This is a genomic window from Litchfieldia sinesaloumensis, assembly GCF_900156865.1.
In the GTDB taxonomy this organism is placed as follows: domain Bacteria; phylum Bacillota; class Bacilli; order Bacillales; family Bacillaceae_L; genus Ferdinandcohnia; species Ferdinandcohnia sinesaloumensis.
Map to the genome: position 1 here is coordinate 2596280 of NZ_LT732529.1, position 20521 is coordinate 2616800.

Below are 20521 nucleotides of genomic sequence, written 5' to 3' on the forward strand. Positions count from 1 at the left end.
CCACTTTTGTGGGAGCTTAATGGTGTAGACAAAGTCAATCTTGACTTTGTCTACACTCATTTTTCAAACAATACTAGTAAGAATTGCTTTCCCAGACTGACTTGAAAGTGCTTGTCATACAAGGCGCGCAGCCGATCGAAGACGCGAATAGAAGTTGTCTTCATGAGCTCAACGAGAGAGGCAAGCAACGAAGTATGCGAGCGTTTGTCAACAGTCTGAAGCTCCCACTTTTGTGGGAGCTTATTGTTATTATATTGCTCTTAGCTTCTCTAAAATAACCTGAGCATCATATCCGTCCTTAAATGTATACAATCGATTTTCTTTTCCTTCAATGGCTGCAACAAGATGATCGAGAAGCGTAGATTGAATTTCAGTAGTATGAATTGGCTGAATCCCCTCACCTAGTTTACCACCCTCGAGCTTCCCCCAATCTACTAGAGAGAGGGTCCCTTCTGTCCCATATGCGGTGTATGCAATTCTTTCGGATCCAGCGATTTGACTAATCCCATTAATTAAAAATGGTGTTCCGTTTACTTCTAATGATCCGATAACACCCGTTTCACATTTGGATTCATCTTCAGGAAGCTCTAACACACTATTTAAATGGGTAATCTCACCGAAGATTCGTTGAGTAAGCTGAATAAAATGCACTCCTACCTCAAGTACAAATCCACCTTGTTCTCTTCCAGCAACCCAATCATTTTGTTGCCATAAACGCGGCCAATTAGGGAAATTCATTGATAATTCTAGCTTTCTAAGGTTTCCTATGTATCCTTGCTTGATTAATTTTTCAAATGTATTTGCAGGACTGCTATAATTAAGTGGAAAATTCATTGCGTGAATGATTCCACCTTGTTTTGCTCTTTCATACATTTCTTTAGCCTCTTCAAGTGAATTTGCAAGTGGTTTCTCACATAATAAATGAATTCCTTTCTCTATTACATCGATTGCAACAGCATGATGAAATTTAGGTGGAACTGCAATATAGACGAGATCTAACTCCTCATTCGCTAGCAGCTCCTTGTGGTTAGCATACCAATGGACTCCTCCAAGTTTCTTTGCCATAGACATTGCCCGCTCTTTATTTGTATCAACTACTGCTGTAACTTCTGTGTTTTTGTGTGCAGTAAAAGCTTGGATTAGTCTTTCTCCAATTGCCCCTAGTCCAATTACTCCGATTTTTAAAAGGGTCATTTTACCTCTCTCCTCTCTCTTTTTCCATTATAAAGACACTCTTTCTAATCGTCTATTTTGGCACAAAAATAGCCCCCTTCCAAACAGAGCTTGAAGGGGGCTAAGATTATACAAATGATTTTATATCATATACATGACCATTGATAAGCTCTTGATTAAAGATAAGGTCTAAGATAACACCTGCAACGAATTCAGGTGATCGTAGCATACCTTTTTCATTAAACTCAATAAATTGCTCAACCTCTGTAAAATCCTCTTGCTTTGTTTTTCGAATAACTGATTGCATTTCCGTATCCATAACACCTGGTGAAAATGAGAGAATTGTTACAGGATGCTCGGCTGATTCCTGCTCCAACCCTACAGATTTTGTAAACATATCAATTCCTGCTTTGGACGTTGAGTAAGCCGTCCAGCCATGTCTTGCACGGTTTGCAGCACCTGATGAGATATTCACAATCACCTTTTTTGTTGCAAAAGAGGCCGTGTGACGGATAAAGTATGTACTTAAGAGCATTGGTGCTAACAAATTAACATGAATGTTCTCTGTTAATTCTTTAGGACTTGCCTTTCCTACTGGTTTAATTGGGTCAATCATACCTGCGTTATTCACCAAGTAAATCCCTTCAGCGTTTGAAAAATCAATTGATGAAAAAATTCGTTCCATTATTTTTTCTATCTCTTCAGTCCTTTGAAGGTCACAAGAAAAATAATAGAGATTAACTCCTTTTTCGGATGCTAATTCTTTTAGTTCATTGTTTTGCTTTCTAGAAATACAAAATAAGGTGTGTTTCTTGTCCATGATTTGGTTAACAATGGATTCTCCTAGTCCCCTTGAGGTTCCGGTAATAATAAAATATTTCAAATAAGACACTCCTATTAACTTTTATCTATTCTATATACGAAAAGTATATCATACCCCGAAAATAAAATACCTAAAATTAAGCAACTACCCTTTTTTACTCAATAATACCGGTCTCTGTCAAGATGACTTTAGAATGAACCTCAACTTTTATAGAAGGATAATCCACCTCCCATTGTTCATTATCAAAATCACGTAGTGAATGTCTGGCCATATAGCCAAGACCAACTGGATCAATATTCATTTTTTGAAAACTCCCTAGCATCTCTTCGCATTTCTCTTTAATGGTGGTTTCGAGTTCATTTATAATCTGGCTAATGATCTTTGGATTTGTTCTCTGTCCTGAATACTCGCTCAGGACTCCTCTGAATTTAATCGATATGTTCACTTTAGGTACACCGTCTACTTCTTCTACAAGTACCTTCCTTTTTGTAGAAATACGCTTGATAGACGCGAAATCATCGCTTCCCTTTAAACTTAAGGTATAAGATCCTTCACCATAGTTTTGTACCATCGACTTAAAGAAAAACAATTCAGGTTCGGGAATTTGTGAAACCAATCTTCCATCTTGGAACAACCCGATTCCCACGATTTCTACCTTGTCGTCATCAAGTAATTTAATAATGGGTAGATATGGGTCCATCCCCTTTGCATAATGTCGAAACATAAAGATATGAAGATCCGAATTAGGAACATCTCGTTTATTCATATTATTTTCAATGATTGTAGAAAGATATTCCCCTGTCCCCCGGTTTCCTAAATTCTTCTCTAACACCTCACTCGTTTTTCCCTCTACAATCGCTAATAACAATTTTGAACCTATACTAGCATCGCGTTGGAGGGCATCAACGTACCGTAAGATTCCTTTTTTGGCAAGCTCATCCTCATACAAAGCAACGCGAATTCCCCCTGTTACTAAAGGATCGGCTGCTTTTTTTTGTAGAACATTCATGATTTCCTTTGCTAAAACAGATTCATCTGTGAAGCTCGTATTTTCTATGCTCTTATCGGCTTTAAATACAGGTATCACAGCTGTTCCCCTAACCTTTTGACCCTCTGCCCTATCAATCCCAACGGCCGCAACAATATTCACTTCATCAATAATTTCCTGTCTTACTCTGCCATATATTATTGTTACAACCGCAATTACAACTATCGTAATTCCAATTAGAATCTTCTTCATTTTTTCTCCCTCAGTTTCCGAATAGCTAGTGTGATAACAAAGAGAACCGGAATATAACCAAAGACATAATAGAGACCAAACATGGCCATATATTCATTAAGCATTTCGATATGCTGACGTGTTTTAAAAAAACTGGTTGCTACTAAAACCAATGGTAAGATGAAAAATAATACCTTTCGTTGTTTAACCGATAGTATTCGTTTAACCCCTCTACTGGCACCCCAGATTGCTAGGCAAATATTCGGCAGGATTACAAGAAACCATGTTGCGATTCCCACATACTCAAATCTTTCTACAAAAGGCATGACAATTACTTTAAACATGGACAGCGTTGCCCATATCTTTTTATCAAGTTGACCAGCACTATAAAATAAAACAGCTACTAGGGCTGCAAACATATAAACTAAAGTCGTTGCTAAAACTCCCAAATGAGCCCACTTTTGCGACTTTGCTGGATTTTTGATAAATGGATAGTAAATCAACAGTAGTTCGAACCCTAGAATACTTAGAGTCATATCCTTTGCCGCCTTTACCATTTCGAGGAAGGAATGATTCAAGATGGGAAATAAATTTCGCACTTGAGCATCTTCTAATGGGAAGACGACAAATAGGTAGATATATGCTGGAAATACGACACTAAAAAAACAAATACCCGCTACGGTTCTAAATCCGCCAGTAATAATGTAGTAAACAAGAACCATCGTAAAAAAACCAAAAACCCATCCTTTAAATTCTGGAAATATCCAGACCTGTACAACCTCTATATAAGTCCGTAAAACAGTCACCGCCATCGTGAAGAGGTAGATACAAAATAAGAGGCTAAAAAAACCTCCTAGCCATTTTCCAAAAACCTCTCTATGTACATCGATAATATCCCCGTTTGAATGATTAAGGATTTTATAAATCATCCAAACAATGATATGTACCGCAATTCCTGCAAAGATGACAGCAATCCAACTATCATAACCTGCTGATTTAGCAATGATTCGTTGGAAACCAAGCATCCCCACCCCTACTTGCATGGAGTGAATTAAGAAAAATACCAAGTAAGGCGAAACTAAAAATTTTTCTTTAATCTTAACCATAGCTGCAACTCCTTGTATCAAATGCGTCTAATAGGTAAGGTCTATTCATCAATGTCTTTTTTCTGGTTCACCTTATCTTGGTTAACACGGTTTTTGTCCTGTGGACGAACGTATACTGGACGCTTTGAGAGCTGAGAAAATGGGAAACGAACAAATGCATCTTTTAAATCCCTGAGACGCAAAGGATAAATTGGTTCTAAGTATGGTCGACCAATCGATGTTAATCGAATTAAATGTGTCAATAAAAAACAGAAACATACAACAATTCCTAATAAGCCCCATAACTCGGCAAATAGTAGAAAGGGAAACCGAATAATTCGGATTGTGTTGCCCATTGTATAAACTGGTGTTGTAAAAGAAGCCAGTGCAGCAAGTGCTATCATAATTAAAAGAACATTACTCGTTAATCCAGCTTCAACAGATGCTGTTCCAATAACAATACCGCCTACGATACCGATTGTTTGACCAACTTTTGCAGGAAGTCTTGCCCCAGCCTCACGAAGTAGTTCAATCGTAAGTTCTAGAAAAATGGCCTCCAAGATGGGTGGTAAAGGTACCTCACGTCTTGAGATAACTAAGGTCGCCAATAAATCTCTAGGAATTAACTCATGATGATAGGTAAGAACAGCAACATATAAAGGCGTTATTAAGATTGAGAAGATAACCGCAAACAGTCGTAATATCCTAACAAAAGAAGCAATATACCAATTCATGAAATAATCTTCAAATGATGAAAAGAACTCAACAAGCGTCGTTGGTGTAATGACCGCTTGTGGAGAACCTTCAGTGATCATCACCACTTTCCCCTCAACTAAAACAGAGGCAGCTCTGTCAGGACGCTCCGTTTCTAGTAGTTGCGGAAAAGGGGAGTTCGAGTTGTCCACAATCATTTGAGAGATAAAAGAGCTATCACTTATCTGGTCATACTCAATATCCTTAATCCGTTGTAAAACGGTTTGAACATTCTCCTTATCCACAATGTCTTCTATATAAAGAACTGCTACTTTAGTTCGCGATACTTTTCCAACAGTCAATTCCTTTACTCGTAATTCAGGCACTGGCAAGCGTCTTCGTATGAGATTTATATTTGTATCAAGTGACTCTACGAAGGCCTCTTTTGGACCATTCACACTAAATTCTACTTCAGGAACACTAACTGATCTTTTTTCAAACTTCACAGCATTAATCAGGGCACATTCATTATCATTTTTATGAAATTGAATCATGATAAAGCCTTGAAGCAACTTATCCTCAATTTCATCTTCCTTCTTTGTAATGATAATCTCCTTATTCGGAATAATCCCTTTTAGCTCTTTAATTGAATAGACCTTTGCATATAGTAAATATGGAAGGATTCCTTCTTGTAGCATTTTTGTATCGATTATATTGCGCTGGTAACAAATCCAAAAAGGACGAATGGCTTGGCTATTAAATGCGCAAATAAAGTCTTGTGATTTGCGAAATGTTTGATAAATTCCCTCTGTTAAACGAGGTTTTTTATGTTCTTTTTTAAACCAATTTGCCATAGTTACCTCCCTTTTGCATTAACATCTATCTAAGCACTCTTTTTTCTAGTTCCACAACTTTCCCTTCTGTTAGTTATTCCTTGAAATGTATGGAATTTATGCATGGAATTTCTATCTGCCATGAAATTATTGGAATGAAATCGAAGCATGAAACAGAGTAACCAGCAGGATAATAAAGAAAAGAGTGTTTGAGGTGAGATAAAATGTGGAATAGAAAAAGAATTGCTACTGTTGCATTGTTAATTGCAATTGGATTATCGCTCTTTGTTTCCTTTACTTTTTTCGATAAGGACGAAGACAAATCAAACCGAAGAACGTCTACTACTAATAACACCATTCAATTAGGAAATGAAGAAATAAATGTACCTCCTCAAATTATGAATGTTGATTCGATTCAACTTTATAACCAGGTACAAAAACAATTAGACAATCATGAAGAAATTGATGTCATTGACCACAATGGTAAAGACAAAAGCCATTACCACCACCATCAAGTTGTAGTTGACTTTAAGCAGCATTTAACTCCTGATGAAATTAAGAAGATAGAAAAAGAAATTGATGGAAAGCTATTACGAAAACTTGATTCATCATATATCTTCGAATCAACTACTAAAAAGACAAATGAGTTGATATCGTATTTTGAAAGCAACAAAAATGTGGAATTTGCTGAACCGAATTTTATTTTAATGCAAAATCAACAGCTTCCAAACGACTTCTTATATAGTGATTTCCAATGGAATTTAAAGATGATTGATTCTGAAAAAGGCTGGGACATCACTCAAGGGTCTGAAAATGTCAAGATTGCAATTATCGATACAGGTGTCGACCTTGACCATCCAGATTTGATTAATCGAATCGCAGGTGGTTATAACATGTTAGAGGACAATAATGTACCTGATGACGACAATGGACATGGAACTCATGTAGCTGGGATTATCGCTTCACAAACGAATAATTATGAAGGGACTGCGGGGATTACATGGTTTAATCCAATCATGCCAATTAAGGTTATGGGGTCTGATGGATATGGTTCAACCTTTGATATAGCCCGCGGTATCATTTGGGCGACGGACCATGGTGCCGACGTCATAAACCTTTCTCTCGGAAATTACCAAGGTTCAAAACTGTTAAAACAGGCAGTCGATTACGCATACCGTCATGACGTAGTCATGGTTGCGGCTTCTGGAAATGATAATTCGAGCCAGCCAAGCTATCCAGCAGCTTATCCAAAAGTGTTAAGTGTAGCTGCAGTAGATTTGAACGGTGATAGAGCCAACTTTTCAAATTATGGCGATTATATTGATGTGTCTGCACCAGGAGTAACTATTCCAAGTACGTATATTGATGAACAGTATGCTGCTTTATCAGGGACTTCTATGGCAGCACCACATGTTGCCGCACTTGCAGCTCTAATGCGCTCTATAAATCCTAACCTTTCCAATAAGGAAATCATGGATATTATCAAAGGAACAAGCTTGGATTTAGGACAGGTAGGGAAAGACAGGTACTATGGAGAAGGACTAATCGATATTGTTCAAGCTCTTGAGCAAGCTGAACAAGGAAATTAACTGTAAAAGTGGGGTTTCCCCACTTTTTTTCTATTCTCATTCATATTCCAATCGTCTTTCGGAGACGCTAAAAACGGAAGTGGCAAAAATGGAAGTTGGAGGAAATACCATTGTCTCATACTGGAACTCTGAAACGTCGTGAGTATCGTCTCATCATAATTGCACTTTTACTCATTGTCATTTTTGTTTCTCCCTATTTCATCCTTGGAGAGAATGCACATTTACGGGTTCATGACAATTTGGATTCAAATTTAGCTTGGTATCGGATTCTAGCAGAGAGCGGTCAAATGCTTGGTTCAGTAGATGCGACCATCCCCCAAATCATAAACGGTCATCTCCAAAGAGGTGCATTTGGTACAGAATTTAGCGGTATTGTTTGGCTACATGCACTTTTCCCGCCAATGATTGCCTATGGTTTAAGCCAATTCATCACACGGGTATTTGCATTTCTTGGCATGTATTTATTATTAAAAAAGCACTTTATTACGAATCAGGAATGGGCTTGGATACGAATTGGGGTTTCATTAGCTTTTGCTCTGACACCTTTTTGGCCATCAGGGATGCTAAGTACACTTGGAATGCCACTTGCACTTTGGGCACTTCTTAATATTCGTGCAGGTGAGAGGTCGTGGGTAAACTGGTTGACACTTACGTTACTGTCTCTTTACGCTAGCATCGTTCTAGGTTTTTTCTTTTTTATCAGTGCTATGGGTATACTTTGGGTCGTTGATGTGATCCGTGGTAAGGGATGGAACCTTCGTTTTTTATCAGCTCTCATTTATTTCACATTTATTTTTATGGTTGTAGAGTACAGACTCGTGTATTCGTTTCTTTTCATGGATGAGCCGAATAGCCGTGATGAATATTTTCATGCGCGGTTATCATTCCTTCGGGCTGTACGGTTATCTCTGAAAAATTATGTACTGGGACATAACCATGTCATGAGTGTCCATGGGTTGATCATTTTACCAGTTACGCTTTTATCCTTAAATATTGTAGTATTGAAAAAACGCTGGGAACAAGAAAAGGTCTTTATTTTCCTACATATTCTTAATGCTGTTTTGTCCATATGGTATGCTTTTTGGTTCTATAAAGGATGGATTCCGTTAACGGAGCGATTTCATTTTCTAAATACCTTTAATTTTGCAAGATACCATTTCTTACGTCCAATGGTAATTTACGTGTTATTTGCTATTTCATTAAAAATACTTTGGGAATATCGAGCTGGATGGAAACACGCATGTCTGTTTTTTTTAGCTGCACAATTACTGTTCGTAGCCTCTTTTAATGAAGAAATTGTGTACAGAAAGAAGCCTTCTTTTCAACAGTTCTTTGCGGAAAAACAATTTGGAGATATTAAAGCATATATTGGTTTGCCACAGGAGAATTATCGTGTAGCAAGCATTGGTCTGCATCCCGCTATTGCACAGTTTAACGGTTTTTACACGTTGGATACCTACAATAACTTTTATCCACTATCCTACAAATATCAATTTCGCGAAATAATAGAGAAGGAATTAGAGAAGGATCATAAACTACGAGAATATTTCGATGAATGGGGCGGACGGTGCTACATTTTCCTAGATGAGCTCGGTAAACATTATATGTTCAAGAAAAACTCTAAAAAAGAAATAAAGAGAATGGAACTGAATATGCAGGCGTTTCACGACATGGGCGGACGCTTTATTATCTCGTCATTGCCAATAAAAAATGCCGCTGAAAACCAGCTGATCCATGAAAAAACCTTCGATTCTTCTGAATCAGCATGGAAGATTTATTTATATCGCGTATCAATATCTCAATAAAAACAGATTTTAAAAAGGTGGATGAAAATAGTCGAAGTTCCTATATCGATGTGTCATTTTCATCGGACTGGAGGGAAACAACATGAATGCACCATTACTCACAATAGTTATCCCTTGCTACAATGAAGAAGAGGTTCTCCCGGAAACAATAAAACAACTAACGGTTCTTCTGGACGAACTGATTAATGACCAACTCATATCTGAAAAAAGCAGACTATTATTTGTCGATGACGGAAGCAAGGATAAAACATGGTCAATCATATACAAACATGGACTAAAAGACAACAAAATAAAAGGACTTAAGCTCGCACGAAATGCTGGTCATCAAAACGCTTTATTGGCAGGACTATTTGCAGCCAAGAACCAATCTGATTGCCTTGTATCGATTGATGCCGATTTACAAGATGACATTGCTGTGATACGGGAGTTTTTGATGCGTTTTTCTGAAGGGTTTGAGGTTGTCTATGGTGTGAGGAGAGAACGAAAGACAGATACATTTTTCAAGAAACATTCAGCCCAAGGGTTTTATAAATTGATGACATTCATGGGTGTGAACCTCGTTTATAACCATGCAGATTTCCGCCTAATGAGCAAAAGGGCTGTCGAAGCACTTGAACAATTTAACGAGAGCAATCTATTTTTACGCGGTGTTGTGCCACTAGTAGGTTTCCAATCCACCTCTGTCTATTACGACCGTAAAGAAAGGATGGCAGGGGAAACCAAATATCCATTACGCAAAATGCTCTCATTTGCCCTTGATGGGATTACATCATTTAGCGTTACACCTATACGTCTAATATCCTTAATGGGGTTTGTATCATTCTTAGTAAGTTTTCTATTTGGGGTTTACTTTTTTTACTTAAAATTTAGTGGACAAACACAGACAGGCTGGACATCACTAATTACCTCAATCTGGTTAATCGGTGGGCTTCAACTGATTGCCTTAGGATTTATTGGGGAATACATTGGCAAGATTTATAAGGAGACAAAAAGACGTCCTAAATTTGTGGTCGATATTGATACATTTAACCTAGGTGTCCCTGAAGATGTTGAATCCCCGAAAGAGGGTGAACATCTGGTTGATTACAACTCATTATCTAAGAGCAACTAATTCGTTTGTCCGTTTTTTGATGGTTGGGTTCTTGAATACGTTTGTTGGTCTAACAAGTATTTTCTTTTTTCTAGAAATAGTAGGTTTATCCTATTGGCAATCAACATTTATAGGTAATTTGATTGGTGCGACTGTTAGCTACGTAATGAATAGGCGCTTTACCTTTAGTAGCAGAGCTTCATTTAAAAGGAGTATCCCATTGTTTCTTACAGTTATTATATGCTGCTATTTTCTTTCATTTTATTTGAGTAAGACAGTCGCGGATTTCCTTTCTGAACAATTCACAAACCAAATAGCCATAATACTAGGTACAGGATTTTACACGATAACAAACTATATAGGCCAGAAATATATTGTCTTTTCAGAGTGAAAAAGCACTTGACTTTTTGGGTTCAAATCCTCAAAGAAGAAGTGCTTTTTTCATTGGTTCACCATTAGAATTCCGCAACATTTCCTCTTTTCGAAACCAACCTAACAACCAACCTCATTTCGACAATTCATGCAGGAAAAATATTGGAAAAATGGACCTTTAGCCCCTTTACTAATAACTGCTACTTTTTTACCATTATTTAGAGTGATTAATTTACCCATGGAATGCTTTTAAAATAGGCTCAATACTAAGAAAGTTTAGTACGAATTATCTTGATAATCTATAAAGGAGTGAAGCTTTTTGTCACAAATATATATTAATACTACTGCGTTGAATGGAAATGTTCCGGGCTTAAGCCAATCTATTTCAAAGCTGTCAAGTATTAAATCAAATGTACATTCTCTCAAGTATAGTATCGACCCTAAAATCTCAAGCCGTACTAATATCCAAAGCAGTTTGACGCATGCTGCTAGTAGTATGCAGAATATTGAACGTGATTTAATTCAATTAAAATCATTTATTACAGACACAATCCAAAAGTATCAATCAGCTGAAAGTAAGGTATCTCAGAAAGGTAAACAAATTGAAGATATGATTCAAGCGTATCGCAAAAACCTACTTCCAAGTAATTTATATGAATTCTATAACAATACTTGGGGAGTTGTGGATGGACTAATTACAGCAGGAGCATATTCAGCAAGTGCTCTACTATACCAAGCACTAGGTTTTCAATTTGAGAAAATGGATAATGGTTTGTACCGATACGTTACGGCTGACAAGACTTTCAAGAAGTTTAATATACCGACCGGTCGTGTGGTAGACTTCATTGAACGGAACAAATATCTAAATACTGTCGCACGTTTTTTAGCAAAACCATCTTCCCTATTTTTCCATAAAAATAAGTCATTATCTGACTTAATCTACAATAAATTCACGAAACAATACCCGAAAACAGTAGTAAACTACGCCAATAATGTGAAGGCCATGATGATTGGGGCATCAGATGATGGTGCTAGAGGTGTAATGAATGTTGTTAAAAATAATGCGGGGGCTATGGCAAAAAATTCTCTTCGTTTCTTAAAGGGTAATGCTGTTCTTGCCGGCGGAATTACTCTTGTAACAGAAGGTATTGGAGCAACGATCAAAATTACAGAAAACTATGCCTTATATGGTAATGATATTGAAAAGTTAAAAACAGAAAACGCAAAAGTTGTTGGTGATGCAGCCTATAAAACAGTCGTCAATACAGCAGCATCAACAGCTGGTGCCGTCATCCTTGGTGGAGCATTTAGCGTACTCGGCCCTGTAGGTACTGTTGTCGGCGCTAGTGTTGGAGGATTCCTCGGTAGCCTTGTTGGTGATGCCATTACAAAAAATACACCAAAATGGGTAACAGACACCGCTGTTAAATTTAAAGACACCATTCATAAAGGAACAGAGTTTATTGGAAAAAGTGTAGATAAAGTAAAAGAAGGATTTAATGCTGTAAAAGAAAATGCTGCTAACTTGGTTGAGGGTGCTGGTAAGTTTTTTAGTAAATTTGGATTTGGAGGATAATAATGATTATGCAGAAATTTTCACTTTCCATAGAGGAGGTAATCTTCAGTTTTTACAGTGAAGGTTATTTTGAACAAGGGAATGCATTAAGACAAGTGTATTTTGGAGAAGTAAGTGACGAAAAATTAGAACTCATGTTGGAAACCGCCAATCGTTCGTTATTATCAAAAGACCTATTAATTTATAAAAATCGTAAATTTACATTGGTTGACGATTTGAAAGAAATCGTTATTTTCATTAACTCTGCGGAACAAACTGTTCGTGCATCTAAACATGGTGATCAAAACGATGAAGATGCAGCCTCTTACCACATAGGGGATAGCATGGTGATTAAACAATATACGAAATACGATGACCAAGTACATGTATTTGAAAAAATCACACATCAAAATGTAATCGATGACCTTGTAGAGTTCTTTCATGTAGAGAAGGAAAAGCCATTGTCCAATTCGGTTCTCAATCTTACACAGGAAGAATTCGAAGGTTTACTAGAAATATTCAATAGTAATGATAAACAATTTGACCTTCCACAGTTTGAAGGAGAAATGGACCAGTTTTTTAAAGTGTTATGGCAGTCAAAAGGCAAACTGAACACCCTAATGTTCATTGAATTTAGTGAAAAGAACGAACCAATCGTCGATACAGTAATCCTATTTACAGATAATAAAGAGAAAAACTATGAAATTGAAAAAGTTGGAGATAATTTCAACATTAAATTAAGTTCACGAACTTCTATGAATGAGCTTTTAAACAAATACACGAAAGTACCGCAGTAAAACGGATAGAAACTTTTCGATACGTTCCACTATGAAAGGATCGATGTTACTTTATGAATAATTATCTGATACCAAAAAAAGAAGGTGTTGACCTCGTATATAAGAGTGGCGGGCTTGGCTGCTTATATATAGGGGTGGGAGTCGGACTTATTGCCTCTATAATCGTCCTAATCATTGGTGCTACTCTTGGTACATTCAAAGGATATATTGGAATCATCATTGGCTTAATTGGTGTCCTATTTACAGGCGGTGCTATCCTGAGACTAGCCTCTGTTCTTTCGAAAAGTAAGGTATTACTTAAAGTGGAAGATGGATATTTAATAAACAGTAAAAATCGTGTACCTTTAACTGAAATCACGGATGTATATTACGGATGGCATGCTGAAAAATTAAGCGGTGGCGTCTTCCAAAACCTTGTTGTAACCACTACAAATCAAAAAAAACACTACTATTCTTACTATAATTTAATTCCTGATCATATCATGAAACAACTAGTCGAGGAGTATATTCTACCTCACGCAAATCCTACTTGTAAGATGAATTGGGAGAAAAAACGAAAAAATTCTAGTGAGACTATTAAATTATAGAGGCTGTTTTAATTGTGGAGACAAAAAAAGCACTGTGATTAAGTGCTTTTTTTCATGTTCTTAATTGTTTTTTGAAGGTAAACAATACCTATACTTAAAAACACGACCATTAGGATGGCGGGTATTGGGTTCGTTTCATTTTGCTCTGCCGGAGTGATTTCAGCTCGTGTACTCATCGCTTCGTTTGGAATGTCCATTTTAAGTTGTTTCATTGAAAGCAATCTCCCGTCCTCACCCAATATTTGGAGTACCCCTTGATCATTTAGAACCAATTCTATTTCTTCGTTTTTCTTTTTGGTGTAAGCAAGAGGCTTGTCCAAACGATAACTTGCATTCTTCTCATCGATAAACGGTTGCTCTTTTGTTACTTCTGCAACCTCGAAATTTTCGAAGCCATAATCAAAAAGCTCCACCGTATCCTCATATGCAATCTCTTTTCGATCTGCTTGTAACACAATAGCAATTAAAGACAATTCTCCCTGTTCAGCAGAAGTTGAAAGGGTATGACGTGATTCATTGACAAACCCCGTTTTCCCACCTGTCACACTTTCAAATGGGATTTCGCCCCTTAGCATTAAATGGTGGCTGTGAAGAGTTGTATCCCAGCTCTCACCATCCCATTTTAATTCCTTCGTTCCAAAAATCTCACGAAAAACGGGATTTTTCATTGCATATTTCGTGATTAAAGCAAGGTCATAAGCTGTTGTATAGTGTTCTTCATCAAATAAACCATGTGGATTTGTAAAATGAGTTTGCTCAACTCCGACTTTTTCTTTTAAATAAGCGTTTATGGAATCTGCGAAGTCATCGACACTGCCATTAAGATGCTCCGCGATAGCAGTCCCAGCATCATTACCGGAATTAATTAACAAACCTTGAATGAGATTTTTTAACGTTACCTTCTCCCCTTCTTCCAGATAAACACGTGTGCCACCTGTATTGTAAGCATTGGCACTTACCGTAACAAGGTCTTCAAGATTCCCTGTTTCAATCGCATAAATAGCAGTTGCCATTTTCGTTAAACTTGCAGGATACATTTTCGTTTTGCTATTCTTCTCGTATAATATAGAGCCTGTATGTGTATCTACTAACACAGCCGCTCCACTCTTTATATCAGGGACGTCTATTTGTTGACCAGTTTCAGCATAGACCTGAAAAGGCAAAAGACTAGACACCAAAACCACAAAAATCAAAATTAACTTTAGCTGTTTCATTTTAAGTCACTACTCCCTTTGGGATAGATACTGCATATCCCATCAGTTTCTCTACATAAACATAGGGACAGTTTCCTGTCCCCGTCCAACGATTTTACAATTATAACTATTCGAATGTCAATTTGATTTTCTGACCTCGAATAAAACGTATTATTAGGACATTTATTTATGATAGGTGTAGATAGAACTCCATTCATGTATAAGATCTGTCGCTAATAAAGTTTCTTTTGCATATTTTTCGATCTTTAGCACGAGTTCTTTTTCATCTATTTGTCCTTCAAATTCGGGATTTACTTTATAGTACATATAGGTGCCAGTTTCATTTTGGCGAAACCGAACAAATGTGACAAAATCCTTTTCTCTATAAACAGAATAAAAGTAATCTTTGGCCTCTCCAAACAATTCGAAGTCAGTCCAAGTGTTTACCTTGTATCCCTCAGCTTCAGACATCGGTACAAGATGGAAATCTACTTTTACTTCAGTAAAAATATCAGCTATCTTAAAGTGTTCCACAACAATAATGGTATCTTCATTTAGTTCATATCCATCATTTTGTAGAGGTTTCTCCCAACTAAATATATGATCTTCAATAAATTCATCTAGGGTCGAATTTTCACCTTTTGCAATTCGATTACCAATTTCTCCTTGAATTTCGCCAAATCGAATTTCATAAAAATCAGTGATTTCGATATTTGCTTTATGTTCATTACGCTTAGTAATAACCTGTATGATATCGCCCTTTTCACTTTTTTCCTGTTCTGGCAATTGATCATACCAAACCTTAGGAGTACAGGTGACCGTCTTCACACCTCGTAATACTTCTTCTAGAAGTCTTTCATCATATTCATCTCGACCCCAAAAATCGATTCGTTTCATTCAAATCACCTCTTCCTACAAATTAAATTATATAATGGAAATCAATTTAATTAAACAAAAAGTACAAAAAGCACGAGCGCATAAAAGTAGGGTAATCACTAATTCCACTGTATCTTTTTGTAAATGGTGATGTCACAAATCTTCTATTCAGTAAATATGTCTCACATTTTGCATTATTTTCAAGACATAAAATATAGCTGTTTCACACAAATTAAGAGAGGATTTACGAAGAAGCCATTCGTTTAATCCAAAAAAATTCGTCTGGGAGGGTTCCGTATGAACAACAATAATCAGCAAATTCCAGCACAGGCACAAGCTGCTTTAAATCAGATTAAACAAACTGCCAAGCAGTTAGCTCAAACGGAGCAAATGAATGCTCAACAATTTCAACAGAGCTCTTCACAGGTACAACAGGCTGCCCCTGGATTTGCAGGACGTGAATTGAATGCTGCTCAGCAGTTAAATCAGATAGAGCAGTCCGCACAACAGCTCCAACAATCTGTTGGGCAACAACAATTCACTTCTAACGGTTCCTCTTTCAGTACTGAATTTGCTAGCGAAACCAATGCTGCAGAGGTTCGTAAACAGAACCAACAATCTCAAGCTAACCAAAATCGCTAGTCACCTTCTATAAAATACCCCCACAACTACAATTGGGGGTATTTTTTTTGAATTAACTAGTGAACTAACTCAGTGGTTCATGATTTGATCGTTTGCGTTACCTTTCCTGAATCCGGTTCAGATATCCGGGCAAGTTTCGACCGCTTTCGTTACCTTCCTCGGCTCTTGCTCTGGCTTTCGGGAACGATTCCTTCGCTTTTGTTTCCTTCCACTACTCTTGCTCTGGCTTTCGGGAACGATTCCTTCACTTGCGTTACCATTCCAAACTACGGCTCACTCAATCGGGTACGAACCGCTCGCTTACCTAACACTACGTCCTTATTCAAGTTGCGATTTGGAGATTTCCACACAAACAAACATCCCCTTTTAGTAATAAAATGGGCTAATTTCCCTCCCCTGATCCTTACATACAACGAAAGTAAACTACTCATACTACGATTGAAACGTTAAGAATGGAGTTGAGCATATGGGTAGAACAAAGCGTGGGAATGCAAATGCACAACGAAATAATAATGTAAAAAAAGGCAATCGTATTAGCGAAGAACTTGTTGAATTTGCTTCCTATACAGAGGTTGAGGCTGAAAAGCAAAACGTCCAAAAGAAGAAAAAGAAATAAAAATGTGGTCAGGGTCTCCCCTGACCTTTTCTTTATGGATTTATTCATGTTATAATTATCTTGAATTCAAGATAATTGAAGATAGAGTTTTTACGAAGGGGGAATATTCAAATGGAATTATTAGGCTTACATCATGTTTCGTTATTAACAGGCAAAGCAGAACGAAACTTTGAATTTTATACTAAAATTTTAGGATTGCGCCTCATAAAAAAAACAGTTAATCAAGATAATATAGAATCTTATCACCTTTTTTATGGAGATGCAAAAGGTAGCCCTGGAACTGAAATTACCTTCTTTGATATTCCAGGACTTGGTCGTACACATCCAGGTGTATCTAGTATTTCCTCTACCTCATTACGTGTAAAATCATCAGATTCCTTACATTTTTGGAAGAATCGCTTAGCACAATATGGGCTATCATCTGAGGAAGTAACAGTAAGAGCTGGACGCGAAACATTAGCGTTTCAGGACTTTGAAGGAACAAAGCTCATTCTCGTTGCAGATAATGAAGATACAGGGGTTGCAGCAGGCGAACCATGGAAAGTTGAAGGCATTCCATTAGAGCACGCAATACTTGGACTCGGTCCTGTTACTTTAACGGTTGCTAATGCAGAGCCTACCATTCGTACATTAACCGATGTTTTGAGATTTAGAAAAGTTGGAAGCTATCCGTCTCTTGCTGGTGATTTTCCAGAGGTTTTAGTCTATGCGACTGGTGAAGGGGGTTCTGGGGCAGAAGTTCATATTGAAACCCGACCTGATTTACCAAGAGAACGCTTAGGCCGCGGTGGTGTACACCATGTAGCTTTCAGAATCCCTAATGAGGAGGAATATGAGCATTGGTTTACAAAAATAAGACAGACTCGACTTCCGAACTCTGGTAAGGTAGACCGCTATTATTTCAAAGCATTATATTTCAGAGAGCCAAACGGTATACTATTCGAACTATCCACTGATACTCCGGGATTTGATGTAGATGAACCGTTGGAGACATTGGGCGAAAAACTTGCCCTACCGGCATTCCTTGAGCCAAAGCGAAGTGAGATTGAAGCAAATTTACGGCCTTTGGATATATAACACAAGAAACCCCTTGAATGTGCTATTCAAGGGGGTGTTTTCGTTCTTATATTCAATACTTGGAAAACCTACCGAATCCCGTAGGTTATGACCTATTTCAGAATTGGTTCTTATACCATTCTGCTGCCGCTGCAACTTCTGTACCAGTCAACATATGGCCATTATTTTCCCAATGAACCTTCACAATTGCATTTGCCTTCAACAGTAAGTCTTGTAGGTCAATTGTTTCTTGTGCAGGACAAATAGGATCATTCTTACCTGCAGTGATGAAAACTGGGGTACCGGTTAAATCAGGCAACTCAACATCACGTCTCGGTACCATTGGATGGTGAAGGATCGCTCCTTTTAGTGAATCTTTGTAGTGAAACAATAAGCTTCCTGCAATATTGGCTCCATTTGAGTACCCAATTGCCACGATATTATTTCGATCGAATGAATAAGTAGTTGCTGCCTCATCAAGGAATTCATGTAACTCTTTCGTCCGGAATATAAGATCTTCTATATCAAATACCCCTTCAGCTAATCGACGAAAAAAGCGTGGCATGCCATTTTCTGACACATTCCCTCTTACACTTAACACGGATGCTTCTTCATCAATATGTGTCGCTAATGGCAACAAGTCTGATTCAGTACCTCCAGTACCATGTAATAACAGAAGTGTTGGTTTTGTTTTATCTTTACCCTCACGGAAGATGTGCTTCATAATGATCCCTCCAAAAAATAAATGCTTTTTCTAGTATCCCCTAACAAGGAATAAAAGATGGTTTAATTTAAAATATCTTTAATTCAAGATAATATAATACACAACGTTTGTCAATCAGTAGTGCATAAAACTAGGACAAGTCTCATATCTTTTTATAAATTGTTTTTGGAGGGCCAATATGCGACGAAAAATTAGGATTTTACCTTTGATATTAATTGGATTTTTAATTGGTTGTGCCTCAGCTTCTAAGACCGCATCAGAGTTATATAGCGCCCTTGATCAAAACCTCTCACCACAAGATCAGCTTTTATTAGAAAATCTTCAAGGTCATGTGCAAAAGTTTAGTCAACTCAATAAAGAACTAAATATGTTATTGGACGAAATGAAAAAAGAGGATGAACTAGAGGCTGCGATTGAAACCATGCAAATCGCGAATGAGGAAGCAATGTATATCTATAATCTAATTGAGCTCGATGATAAACCAAGTAATAAAAGTTTATCCACGTTAAGGAATTACGTACAAGCCTCAATAGAAACATATATGGAAGCGATGAACACACATCTGAAGGGAATTACGACAGGAGATTCAAAACAAACGGATGAAGGCTATGAGGCCATTAAAAAAATTAACGAAGAAATTGATCAACTGCTATCTACCATGGAAGGTTGAAATAGCAGCCTTCTAGCATAAAAAAAGAATATTTATCCATACTACCTTTATATGAGTTTTGAGGAGGGTGCCTCATGGACAAACATAATGTTCGTTTATCAAGTGCTGAAATCGGTGGATTATGGACGACGTTTATTCAAGGTAGTATGACTATTACTTTAATCAAATATTTTCTACACCATTTAAAAGATGAAGAAATTAAACCGCTGATGAAGGAGTCCTTTCAAATATACAGTGGACAAATGAAAGAGATTAGGCGGATATTTTCAGAAGAGAAGATACCATTACCGGATGAATTTACAGACAAGGATCTAAATCTATCGGCACCACCCTTGTTTTATGATCCTTTTTCTTTAACTTTTATTTATGCTATGAGTCGGATGAACATGGTCAATTTTAGTTTTTTGACTTCAAATACGGCAAGAGCAGATGTGCGGAAACTTTTTTCAAATTGCCTTTCTGATGCTTTAAAACAATATAATGAAGCAACTGAATTGATGCTCGAAAAAGGCATTTATGATCGGCCACCAACTATTGTCTATCCGACTGATAATGAGTATATAGAAAAGAAATCTTACTTAACAAAATTGATTGGTGACAAAAGACCATTAAACGTCATCGAAATCACCGATATGTTTTTTAATATCGAACGTAATTACTTTGCAATTGTCCTATGTATGGGGTTTATGCAGGTTGTAAAAGACAAAGAGGTTTTCGAGTTTATTAGAGAAGGAAAGAAAATATCTGAAAAACAAATAACCTTTATTAATGACTTATTAAAAAAGGAAAATCTTATGGGTAATATCTCCACCCCACTAGAGGTAACAGGCTCAACGGTTGCACCTTTTTCAGATAAGCTCGTTGTTACACTTTTCCACGCGCTCAATGGAATCGATATTACATTAATAAGCCATGCACAAGCACTATCGATGAGACCAGACCTTATAGCATTTTACACTAAAACAATCGCTGAGATTTTCCTTTATGCAAAAAAAGGATTCAATATCCTTGTTGAACGTGGTTGGATCCAGGAACCACCAAGTACAATTGACCGAATCAAATTGCAAAATAATAAATAGATAAAAACGACGTGTTCAATTGAACACGTCGTTTTGTGTGTGAA

20 protein-coding genes are annotated in these 20521 nt (G+C 37.2%); 12 read left to right on the forward strand and 8 right to left on the reverse strand.

Going from position 1 to position 20521, the window contains the following annotated elements:
* Positions 1–249 precede the first annotated feature (249 nt).
* The 5 genes from CZ490_RS13005 to CZ490_RS13025 form a co-directional block, all read right to left on the reverse strand.
* Positions 250–1194: a Gfo/Idh/MocA family protein gene (locus tag CZ490_RS13005; protein ID WP_077619281.1), complete on the reverse strand. Its 945-nt coding sequence runs from the start codon at positions 1192–1194 to the stop codon at positions 250–252.
* Between the two features lie 106 nt (positions 1195–1300).
* Complete coding sequence (locus tag CZ490_RS13010) at positions 1301–2056, reverse strand: (S)-benzoin forming benzil reductase (RefSeq protein WP_077619282.1); 756 nt, start codon at positions 2054–2056, stop codon at positions 1301–1303.
* Between the two features lie 94 nt (positions 2057–2150).
* On the reverse strand, positions 2151–3236 hold the full coding sequence (locus CZ490_RS13015; RefSeq protein ID WP_077619283.1) for a Ger(x)C family spore germination protein: 1086 nt from the start codon (positions 3234–3236) through the stop codon (positions 2151–2153).
* On the reverse strand, positions 3233–4321 hold the full coding sequence (locus tag CZ490_RS13020; protein WP_077619284.1) for a spore germination protein: 1089 nt from the start codon (positions 4319–4321) through the stop codon (positions 3233–3235). Before CZ490_RS13020 ends, CZ490_RS13015 begins: the two co-directional genes overlap by 4 nt.
* Positions 4322–4362: 41 nt before the next feature.
* Positions 4363–5847 carry a spore germination protein gene (locus CZ490_RS13025; RefSeq protein ID WP_077619285.1) on the reverse strand — a complete coding sequence of 495 codons (1485 nt, stop codon included), beginning with the start codon at positions 5845–5847 and terminating at the stop codon, positions 4363–4365.
* Between the two features lie 203 nt (positions 5848–6050).
* Between CZ490_RS13025 and CZ490_RS13030 the strand changes: the two genes are divergently transcribed.
* The 7 genes from CZ490_RS13030 (at position 6051) to CZ490_RS13060 (ending at position 13621) form a co-directional block, all read left to right on the forward strand.
* Positions 6051–7415, forward strand: coding sequence for a S8 family peptidase (locus CZ490_RS13030; RefSeq protein WP_077619286.1), 1365 nt, complete (start codon positions 6051–6053; stop codon positions 7413–7415).
* Between the two features lie 110 nt (positions 7416–7525).
* Positions 7526–9220: a DUF6044 family protein gene (locus CZ490_RS13035; RefSeq protein WP_077619287.1), complete on the forward strand. Its 1695-nt coding sequence runs from the start codon at positions 7526–7528 to the stop codon at positions 9218–9220.
* 82 nt (positions 9221–9302) lie between these two features.
* Entirely contained in the window at positions 9303–10331 is a 1029-nt protein-coding gene (locus CZ490_RS13040; RefSeq protein WP_077619288.1) for a glycosyltransferase family 2 protein, read from the forward strand.
* Between the two features lie 19 nt (positions 10332–10350).
* Positions 10351–10701, forward strand: a complete 351-nt coding sequence (locus tag CZ490_RS13045) for a GtrA family protein (protein ID WP_234987308.1) — start codon at positions 10351–10353, stop codon at positions 10699–10701.
* 300 nt (positions 10702–11001) lie between these two features.
* Positions 11002–12258, forward strand: a complete 1257-nt coding sequence (locus tag CZ490_RS13050) for a hypothetical protein (protein ID WP_077619290.1) — start codon at positions 11002–11004, stop codon at positions 12256–12258.
* Positions 12259–12260: 2 nt separating this feature from the next.
* The gene (locus CZ490_RS13055; RefSeq protein ID WP_077619291.1) at positions 12261–13034 is read left to right on the forward strand and encodes a hypothetical protein; all 774 of its coding nucleotides are present in this window, start codon (positions 12261–12263) and stop codon (positions 13032–13034) included.
* A gap of 53 nt (positions 13035–13087) precedes the next feature.
* On the forward strand, positions 13088–13621 hold the full coding sequence (locus CZ490_RS13060; RefSeq protein WP_077619292.1) for a DUF5381 family protein: 534 nt from the start codon (positions 13088–13090) through the stop codon (positions 13619–13621).
* 38 nt (positions 13622–13659) lie between these two features.
* On the opposite strand, the gene CZ490_RS13065 is transcribed toward CZ490_RS13060, so the two are convergent.
* Both CZ490_RS13065 and CZ490_RS13070 read right to left on the reverse strand, forming a co-directional pair.
* On the reverse strand, positions 13660–14835 hold the full coding sequence (locus CZ490_RS13065; RefSeq protein WP_077619293.1) for a D-alanyl-D-alanine carboxypeptidase family protein: 1176 nt from the start codon (positions 14833–14835) through the stop codon (positions 13660–13662).
* 162 nt (positions 14836–14997) lie between these two features.
* Positions 14998–15711 carry an ASCH domain-containing protein gene (locus CZ490_RS13070; RefSeq protein ID WP_077619294.1) on the reverse strand — a complete coding sequence of 238 codons (714 nt, stop codon included), beginning with the start codon at positions 15709–15711 and terminating at the stop codon, positions 14998–15000.
* A 276-nt stretch (positions 15712–15987) separates the two neighbouring features.
* Here CZ490_RS13070 and CZ490_RS22680 point away from each other — a divergent pair, with 276 nt between their 5' ends.
* The 3 genes from CZ490_RS22680 (at position 15988) to CZ490_RS13080 (ending at position 18025) form a co-directional block, all read left to right on the forward strand.
* Positions 15988–16332, forward strand: a complete 345-nt coding sequence (locus CZ490_RS22680; RefSeq protein WP_077619295.1) for a hypothetical protein — start codon at positions 15988–15990, stop codon at positions 16330–16332.
* A 466-nt stretch (positions 16333–16798) separates the two neighbouring features.
* Positions 16799–16948: a hypothetical protein gene (locus tag CZ490_RS22515; RefSeq protein WP_165439141.1), complete on the forward strand. Its 150-nt coding sequence runs from the start codon at positions 16799–16801 to the stop codon at positions 16946–16948.
* Positions 16949–17059: 111 nt separating this feature from the next.
* Entirely contained in the window at positions 17060–18025 is a 966-nt protein-coding gene (locus CZ490_RS13080) for a ring-cleaving dioxygenase (RefSeq protein ID WP_077619296.1), read from the forward strand.
* 97 nt (positions 18026–18122) lie between these two features.
* Here CZ490_RS13080 and CZ490_RS13085 read toward each other — a convergent pair whose 3' ends face one another.
* Positions 18123–18728 (reverse strand): alpha/beta hydrolase, encoded by a 606-nt coding sequence (locus tag CZ490_RS13085; protein ID WP_077619297.1) that lies wholly within the window; start codon positions 18726–18728, stop codon positions 18123–18125.
* Between the two features lie 178 nt (positions 18729–18906).
* Between CZ490_RS13085 and CZ490_RS13090 the strand changes: the two genes are divergently transcribed.
* Both CZ490_RS13090 and CZ490_RS13095 read left to right on the forward strand, forming a co-directional pair.
* Positions 18907–19398, forward strand: coding sequence for a hypothetical protein (locus CZ490_RS13090; protein WP_077619298.1), 492 nt, complete (start codon positions 18907–18909; stop codon positions 19396–19398).
* A gap of 74 nt (positions 19399–19472) precedes the next feature.
* A complete protein-coding gene (locus tag CZ490_RS13095) occupies positions 19473–20477 on the forward strand; it encodes a DUF3231 family protein (protein ID WP_077619299.1) in 1005 nt (334 codons plus the stop codon).
* The last annotated feature ends 44 nt before the right edge of the window (positions 20478–20521 follow it).

Bases quoted from the DNA above. Each gene is read 5' to 3' on its own strand.
- CZ490_RS13045 (WP_234987308.1), top strand. From the start codon at position 10,351: ATGGTTGGGTTCTTGAATACGTTTGTTGGTCTAACAAGTATTTTCTTT.
- CZ490_RS13090 (WP_077619298.1), top strand. From the start codon at position 18,907: ATGCGACGAAAAATTAGGATTTTACCTTTGATATTAATTGGATTTTTA.
- CZ490_RS13040 (WP_077619288.1), top strand. From the start codon at position 9,303: ATGAATGCACCATTACTCACAATAGTTATCCCTTGCTACAATGAAGAA.
- CZ490_RS13080 (WP_077619296.1), top strand. From the start codon at position 17,060: ATGGAATTATTAGGCTTACATCATGTTTCGTTATTAACAGGCAAAGCA.
- CZ490_RS13060 (WP_077619292.1), top strand. From the start codon at position 13,088: ATGAATAATTATCTGATACCAAAAAAAGAAGGTGTTGACCTCGTATAT.
- CZ490_RS13025 (WP_077619285.1), bottom strand. From the start codon at position 5,847: ATGGCAAATTGGTTTAAAAAAGAACATAAAAAACCTCGTTTAACAGAG.
- CZ490_RS13070 (WP_077619294.1), bottom strand. From the start codon at position 15,711: ATGAAACGAATCGATTTTTGGGGTCGAGATGAATATGATGAAAGACTT.
- CZ490_RS13005 (WP_077619281.1), bottom strand. From the start codon at position 1,194: ATGACCCTTTTAAAAATCGGAGTAATTGGACTAGGGGCAATTGGAGAA.
- CZ490_RS22680 (WP_077619295.1), top strand. From the start codon at position 15,988: ATGAACAACAATAATCAGCAAATTCCAGCACAGGCACAAGCTGCTTTA.
- CZ490_RS13020 (WP_077619284.1), bottom strand. From the start codon at position 4,321: ATGGTTAAGATTAAAGAAAAATTTTTAGTTTCGCCTTACTTGGTATTT.
- CZ490_RS22515 (WP_165439141.1), top strand. From the start codon at position 16,799: ATGGGTAGAACAAAGCGTGGGAATGCAAATGCACAACGAAATAATAAT.
- CZ490_RS13055 (WP_077619291.1), top strand. From the start codon at position 12,261: ATGATTATGCAGAAATTTTCACTTTCCATAGAGGAGGTAATCTTCAGT.
- CZ490_RS13085 (WP_077619297.1), bottom strand. From the start codon at position 18,728: ATGAAGCACATCTTCCGTGAGGGTAAAGATAAAACAAAACCAACACTT.
- CZ490_RS13065 (WP_077619293.1), bottom strand. From the start codon at position 14,835: ATGAAACAGCTAAAGTTAATTTTGATTTTTGTGGTTTTGGTGTCTAGT.
- CZ490_RS13095 (WP_077619299.1), top strand. From the start codon at position 19,473: ATGGACAAACATAATGTTCGTTTATCAAGTGCTGAAATCGGTGGATTA.
- CZ490_RS13015 (WP_077619283.1), bottom strand. From the start codon at position 3,236: ATGAAGAAGATTCTAATTGGAATTACGATAGTTGTAATTGCGGTTGTA.
- CZ490_RS13030 (WP_077619286.1), top strand. From the start codon at position 6,051: ATGTGGAATAGAAAAAGAATTGCTACTGTTGCATTGTTAATTGCAATT.